The organism is Novosphingobium sp. Chol11 (genome assembly GCF_945870625.1).
GTDB lineage: Bacteria > Pseudomonadota > Alphaproteobacteria > Sphingomonadales > Sphingomonadaceae > Novosphingobium.
The window spans coordinates 1-7079 of the sequence record NZ_CAMBTS010000132.1; the positions used below are offsets into that span (position 1 = coordinate 1).

General features: G+C 58.8%; 6 protein-coding genes. All 6 read right to left on the reverse strand.

Features of this window, described 5'->3' with window-relative positions:
- Positions 1-232: 232 nt before the first annotated feature.
- The gene (locus Q0O40_RS14675) at positions 233-1129 is read right to left on the reverse strand and encodes a hypothetical protein (RefSeq protein WP_295531479.1); all 897 of its coding nucleotides are present in this window, start codon (positions 1127-1129) and stop codon (positions 233-235) included.
- A gap of 300 nt (positions 1130-1429) precedes the next feature.
- Positions 1430-3655 carry a polysaccharide biosynthesis tyrosine autokinase gene (locus Q0O40_RS14680; RefSeq protein ID WP_295531482.1) on the reverse strand — a complete coding sequence of 742 codons (2226 nt, stop codon included), beginning with the start codon at positions 3653-3655 and terminating at the stop codon, positions 1430-1432.
- A 13-nt stretch (positions 3656-3668) separates the two neighbouring features.
- On the reverse strand, positions 3669-4361 hold the full coding sequence (locus Q0O40_RS14685; protein WP_295531485.1) for a polysaccharide biosynthesis/export family protein: 693 nt from the start codon (positions 4359-4361) through the stop codon (positions 3669-3671).
- Positions 4358-5788: an O-antigen ligase gene (locus Q0O40_RS14690; protein WP_295531488.1), complete on the reverse strand. Its 1431-nt coding sequence runs from the start codon at positions 5786-5788 to the stop codon at positions 4358-4360. The genes Q0O40_RS14685 and Q0O40_RS14690 overlap by 4 nt, the downstream gene beginning before the upstream one ends.
- 558 nt (positions 5789-6346) lie before the next feature.
- On the reverse strand, positions 6347-6676 hold the full coding sequence (locus Q0O40_RS14695) for a hypothetical protein (RefSeq protein WP_295531490.1): 330 nt from the start codon (positions 6674-6676) through the stop codon (positions 6347-6349).
- Positions 6677-6860: 184 nt separating this feature from the next.
- Positions 6861-7079 (reverse strand): sugar transferase (locus tag Q0O40_RS14700; protein ID WP_295531493.1); only part of this gene is annotated, 219 nt, incomplete at its 5' end.

Sequence of the window (7079 nt, forward strand, 5' to 3'; positions counted from 1 at the left end):
TCAATCGCTGCAACAACTCGGTCCCGAAGATCCTGTGAAAGCGTTCGTGCCATCCATGCTGGCCTCCTGCCACCAGCAGGAAGTCTGAATCACAACGCCGCCGCAAAAGGAATCCCCGCCGAGTCACTTCGTGTGGAAACCGCTCTAGGACAACGCGCAGGTTCTTCCCCGCCTGCACCAATGGCACAGGCCGGCTCTGCAGGACCGTTCAATCCCGCTCATGGCATGCAGCTTATTGCGCAGGAATCGGGGATAGCCTTACATCATCCAGCCGCACTGATACCTTCGGACGAAGCCAGAACCTAAGCAGGCTGGCGGCGCAAGCACTGTCAGCGTTAAAGTCGATGGCATAGCCATTCTTTGCGTCCGTTGGCTGGCCCTGCACCGCCTTCCCGAGGCTGCCTTTGCAATCAAAGGAAATGGAGAGCGCGCGGGCTGCCTCTGCATCCGTATCGGGCGTGTTCCACGAGAGGCGGTAGTGGCCGGGCAATCGCACGACGAGCTGACTCAAGATTGACACAGTGTTGGCGGCATTGACGGTAACATGCAGCCGGCGGTTCCCCGGGGCAGCCTCCTCGACCTGAACGTCGACGTCTCCGCGATTGGAAAGCTGCCAATCGAAGCCACCTGTCGCCTCGGTCGTATCGATATGCTCAAAACCGCCGTCATAGATCAGCGATGTGGGACCAAGGCAGTTTGCTCGCCACAGCGCGGTGGCATCGCGCAGCAAATCGAGCGAAATAAGATTATTCACCAATCGGGTCGACTTGGCGCATTCAAAGACACCTCGCCCAACCAGCCGCATGACTTCCGCCCGCCAAACTACTTGCGCGGCGGGCAAGTCCTTTGGAGGACTCGCAAAGAGGTCAGTCCATGATGGCGCCAGCTTCAATCGCTTGGCCAGCTCAGTACTTGCATCCGGGTTTCGCGCCAGTCCGGCAATGAGTTGGTCACGTGCCTCGAAATTCGGAAACTGTCGCAGCAGCGCATCGAGCCGCTCGGCGGCAACTTTGGTGTCGCCAACCTCGAGCGCCTTTCCCATCCAGTAAATCTGGGTATTGGGATCGCGCCAGCCGAGCTCGCCCGAAACTCGGAAGGCGGTTTCTGCCGCAGCTTCATCGCCGGCCAAGAGCCGCGCGCGCCCGAGAAGCCCGACGATGCGCGAGTCGAGCGGATCGGTGATGATCGAGCGCTGAATATAGGGGACAGCGCTGGCCGGGCCACCGCCATTCAGCGCCTGCGTAGCGCGCGATTTTGATGCACCAAGATCGTAGGGCCAGCCTTGCAAGCTTGGCGATCGCATCGCGTCAATCGCGATGCGATCCGTGCCACTCAAAACTACTATGCCGCCCAATGCGACCAGCGCAACAACGGCGATAATGCCGGTTAGTTTTGATATCAACGTTGACTTGCCGTTAATTGGCACGGATTACACATCCGTCTTTGCACTGTATTGATAGTAGTTGTAGCCGTAATACTCGGAATATCCATTTGAATTATCGCTTGCATCAAACATGGTCAACACCCCGCCCAGGATGTTTGTGTGCATGCTGCGCAGACGCCGGAGCGAAGATTTGAGCGAGCCGCGCCGGCTGCGATCAGACTTAACCACCAATATCACCCCTTCGACCAGCGCAGCCATCAGCGGCGCATCGGCGAGGCCCAGCACTGGTGGACTATCGAGGATGACGACATCAAAGCGTCCGGACAGTTCCTCGAGAATCTGCTCCACGCGCCCTGAACTGAGCAGTTCTGTCGGGCTCGGAGGAACAGGGCCTGCGGTTATGACGGTCAGGTTCTCATGCTCGGTAGGTTTCAGTGCCTCGTCGATCGAACCTTGTGACGTCAGCAGGCTCGACATGCCATAACCGTTGTCGAAACCAGGCGCGCCAAGAAGCCGATGGATGGCCGGACGACGCAAGTCGACGTCGAGCAGCACGACCTTGCGGCCAAGGCGCGCAAACCCCGCGGCCAACGCCAAGCTGGTTGTCGATTTGCCTTCCGCCGGCAGCGAGCTGGTGATGAGCAAGGTTTTTGGCAAGCCATTGGCCGACGAATAGAGCAGCGAGCTGCGCAGTGAATTGTAGGCTTCGCTGACTGCGGACTTCGGGTCCTTCATCATCGTATCGATGTCGGCTGCCTTCGCAAGCGGGATGACCCCAAGCAGCGGCATATTGAGCTTTGCGTCGATATCCTCGGGGATGCGCACGGCATCGTCCAGCTGATTGCGCAGGAACACGATGATCCCCGCCAAGGCTGTCCCTGCAAACAAGGCAATCGCCAGATTCTTGACCAGATCGGGGGAGCTCGGCTTCGTTGGACTCTCCGCTCTATCGATAATCGCGATATTGCTCGAACTAATGCCGGCGGAGGCGTTCAGCTCCTTATAGCGCTGCAGCAAACCGTCATGCACCGTGCGGTTGGTGTCTGCCTCCCGCGCGAGGAGGTTATACTGCACGAGGCGATCCTGCTCTGCCAGGGACGACGATTTGAGCGAGAGAACTTGTTGATTGAGGGCCTGTTCAGCGTCCTTCGCGCTGTCATAGGCTTGCTTTACCGAAGCGCGGATGTTGCGCGCGACAGATTGAACTTGCGCGTCGATCGACGCAAGCTGCGCCTTGAGCTGGACGACCGAGGGATAATCTTCGAGATGCCGCGCCCGCTCGCGCTCCAAGTCGGCGCTGGATACCGAGCGCTGCGCAAGAAGGTTGCTGATCGCCGAATTCGCGAGCACCTCAGGCGAGCTCAGCAGGGGGCCGCTCGACATCGAACGCCAGCGCTCCTCCGCCGTGATCCGCGCTGCTTGAGCCTGGTTTGCCTGGACATTGAGCTGGAGCAGACTGGCGGTTGTGATCGAACTACCGCTCCCCGAGTCACGATTCTGATTATTGCCGGCATCGTGCGTGCGGATCAGGCCGGCCTGACGGGCATAAGCATTGAGCTCGCGCTCGGAAAGTTCGAGCTTGGCCCGCGCGTCGTTGAGCTGGCCCGAAATGAATTCGCGTGCATAAGCAGAGCTGTCATACCGCCGCTGCAGGTTCGCCTGAATGTACTCATCTGCCCAAGTATTGGCGATCCGAGCGGCCAAAGCGGGCACCGTGCTTGTGAAACCGACCGTTACAATGCGCGAGTTGCGCGGAAGCGTGGCGTCTTTTCCGCGCAGCAGAGCTTCGATTGTCGATTCTTTGAGCTCGGCTGGCGTCAGATCGGCCAACTGCTTCCGAATTCCCATCGCGTCGAAAAATTTCTGGTTCCCGACCAGACGCAGTTTCAGTGCGACGCGCTCGGCAATTGCATTGCTTCCGAGAATGTCCATCTGGGTTTGCAGGAAACGCTCGCTATCGCTCGGGGAGGTCACCTGTTCTTGCGCGATGTCGTCCTGCTTGCCGAGGATCTGCACCGATTGATCATTGATCTGCAGTGTGGCGCGGGCGGTGAAGGCTGGGGTCTGCAGCAGGGTGATCACAGCGGCCGTGGCCAGCGATGCGGCAATCATGACCGCGATCAGAACAAGGTTGGCGCGGATGATTGCAACAAGCTGGCGCAAATCAAACACCGACGCTCCGCTGTCATAGCTCCCTTCGTAGCCATACGGGAGCGTTTCGACCGGGGAAGGCTGCCCGTTCGCGCTGACAATGCTGGTTTGCTGTTGCATAGGGGTGCCCAAGTCAGAAGCGGGTGAAGATGTTGAAGAGCGGAGCCGCCGCGATAATATCCCGGTAGAGGCTCTTGCCTTGTGAGAAGCCGACTACGACGACATCTCCGCCAAGTATCCTTGGATCGGGGTCTACCCCAGCGCGAACACGCTCAAGATTAAAACGGGCCGCTGTGCGTTCGCCGCCGATTGTGCGGAATATGACGATCTCATCAAGCTTGGCGATACGGGTCGGGCTCTGCGCCAGCGCGATCGCTGAAAGCAGCGTGGTATCGTTCGATACTGGATAGACCCCGGCCTTGGTCACCTGACCTTCGATCGAGACTTCCTGCGCGTTTTGGGTCATCACGTTGACCGTAACTTTGGGATCACGCAAATAACGGGCGCCCAGTCTGTTGGCGATCAAAGTGGAGGCTTCGCTCGGCGAGAGGTTCATGATCTGCACTTGTCCGATCAGCGGAACTTGTATGTTCCCAGCCTCGTCGACCAGAATCTTGTCGCCGCTGATCTCTGGCTCACCGAATACGGAGAGAGCGAGTTGATCGCCCGGTGCAATGAGATACGATTGGGGCGGCGCTGTCTTGTCGATCGGCGGAAACTTGGCAGTTGCCGGTGATCCATAAGGCAAGCTGCGGTACAGCGTGGAAGAACATCCCCCGAGGCCGAGCCCCAAAATCACAAGTGCAATCGTTGCTGCGTGTCTCACTGGGACTTTCGCTCCCGCAATATAGTACCGCGCGCGTCGCTTAGGCGATCAAAATTTCCGGCGCATGACGCAATATTGCCGCACTCGGTTTTTATCCAAAGCATCATAGACCCCCCCCCCGGCCGCGATCGCGCAGGCATCATCAAAAAGCCCGCAGCCATTGATGCCAACATTGCTAGCGCCATTGAACGAAGCGGGTAGTCAACAATCGAGTGGAGCGCAACAATAAGCAATGCGCCAATCGCGAAAATGGTCTGACTGCGCCGCGCTGGGGCGCTATCCGGCGCGGCTGACAAGCGAAAGGCACGATAGGCCAAGATTGCCAGGATCAGCAGCACCAAGACCAATACCGCGATTCCCGGCACCCCCGCCTCGATCATCCATTCGAACCAGTCGTTGTGGACGCGGTTGGGAAACGTGGGGCCCAGTGCATCAAGCCGCTCGGCGGCAGCGAGCAAAGGGGCGATCGTTCCGATCCCCGCACCTAACGGCCAAACCTGATGAAGCACATTAGCCGCATCAATCCACAAATCCGAGCGCGCATCATCCGTAAACCAGAAGCGGAGCATTACGCGGTGAACCGAATTCAGTTGCAGCAGACCGAAGGCGACGGCCGCCAAAGCCAGGCTGCCTGCCAGAAGCCGTGGCGCGCTGGGCAAGTTCTTGCGAAGTGCCGGCCAGACCAGCGCCAGGATCAGCGCCAGGGTCAGCGCGCTCAGCGCGATGCCCGTGCGCGAGCCGGTCATCAGTACCCCGGTCAGAAAAATGACGATGGCCCCGGCAACGGCGAACCAGCTGGCGAGGTGGCGCCGGCCATCCATCAGCCGCGGCGCAATTAGCGCGCAGAAAGCGAGCAAGGCGATATGCAGAAGATCCGCCTCGTGATTGCGGTTTGCTTGAAATCCGATCAGCGAGTTTGTGCTGACGTAAGAATAGAGCGACCAAGTTGACCCCCCGGTTCGAGAGATCTGCAACATGCCCAACACGATCGAAAGCGCGCCGACCGCCGCGATTGTTGCACAGAGCCACCTGCGGCTGCGGATCGGTAGCCGCGACACTTGAAGCATCAGCAGCGCTGGAAATATCATCGAGAGGAGCGCAGTGAATGTGCGGGCGGGCGCCATGCTCAGCGGCATCCAGCGATCCGGGTTTCCTGCCAGCGCAATCGATTTGACTTCGATGTCGCGCCCCGGCAGCGCCTGCCAGAGGGCCGGTGGGAGCGGAATAAGCTGCGCCAGGGGCAACCACAGAACGATGCCGGCAAGCAGCCAAGCCATCGGAGATATCGGGCCTAGTCCGCGATTGAAAGATGATGAGATGCACAGCGGGATCATGCAGGCGACGACGACAAGCTCGAGCATGATCTCCGTCTGCGGGTTGTAGATGCCGCCGCCCCCCAGCACCATCGATGCGCCGACCATGGCCATGATCAGTGCGTCGCCCGGGAGCGGAGCGGCAAACCGGCGCGGCGCTGGTTTCCGGGTCAACTCTGCAGTGACCATGCTTCTGCGAGGAAGATCGCGGATCAAGCGGGCATTTCCTAAAACTTGGCATTCGGCCTGGTCATGACATTTATTCGCTCCAGACCTTCATAGGGCAGGCAAACGAACCCGAACAAGATGCAGTGACACAACAGGCTGCGAAATGCGGAGCATTGAAGCGCTTTGATGATCGGCACCTTCCGCGAATCCGCTCAAGCGTGAGCCTGATTCGATGCAAATGCAACAATCTGCCTCAAAACGGCACGATTTTGTTCATCCGAAAATTGGTTTTAGCTTTTAGTTGCGCTAAAAAGCTTTGGGTCCCGACATACCGCAGCATCGCGTCCACCCCGAATGGAGCCTGGCGCTTCAACCGCCTCATGTCTGGACGCCAGCTTTAATCAAAGTGATTCACGGGATGCTGCAGGCAACGCCGCAGCATATGAAAACGGGCCCGGAGATCTATTTTGGGGCCCGCAACTTCATGCAAATGTCAGATGGCCATTACGGCGAAACGGCAGGATTGTTGGTGGCAGCGACTGTGGCAGCAACGACAGCACCTGCGGCCAGACTACCGATGACAAAGATCCCAGCAGTACCAATACCACCACCAACACCTCCAGCCGCAGCTGCGGCGCCTTCGGCTTGATTTAGCTCGACACCCTTCTTCGCCGCTTTGCGCGAGAGCTTGGCGCTCTTGGCGACTGGGAGAGAAGCGCCAGCGCGGATCGCTTCAGCCTGCGCAACGCCGCCGAATGTAAGAGCCACTGTTGCAAGGCTGGATAAAACGATTTTGGAAGCATGCATGATCTTATCCTTGGCTGAAAGTTTCAAACTACGTGTAAGCCATTTTACCTAGCAACGCAAGCGTGGTGTTGCAGAAGCGAGCGTGAGATTTTGCATCTGCGTTCGCCAACTCACGTGCAGAATCCGCCCACTTCGCGTAAAAAAGGTGCCGCGAACCAGCATCAAATAGAACACTCCCCGCCGCTCATCGCAAATGCGCACCATCTCACCGTCAAAACGCACGGTTATGCGTCAGAACGCTGAAAGTTCCGAGAATGATCCGCAGATCCCGCAGCATCGACCAGCCATCGAGATACTCAAGGTCGGCCTGCAAGCGGCTCGTCAGATCGGCCTCCGATTCGGTTGCACCGCGCAGTCCGCGAATCTGGGCAAGCCCGGTCAGCCCGGGTTTCAGCGAGTGCCGCAGCAGATAACGCGAGTCGACCTCCCA

Bases quoted from the DNA above. Each gene is read 5' to 3' on its own strand.
- Q0O40_RS14680 (WP_295531482.1), bottom strand. From the start codon at position 3,655: ATGCAACAGCAAACCAGCATTGTCAGCGCGAACGGGCAGCCTTCCCCG.
- Q0O40_RS14690 (WP_295531488.1), bottom strand. From the start codon at position 5,788: ATGGCCATGGTCGGCGCATCGATGGTGCTGGGGGGCGGCGGCATCTAC.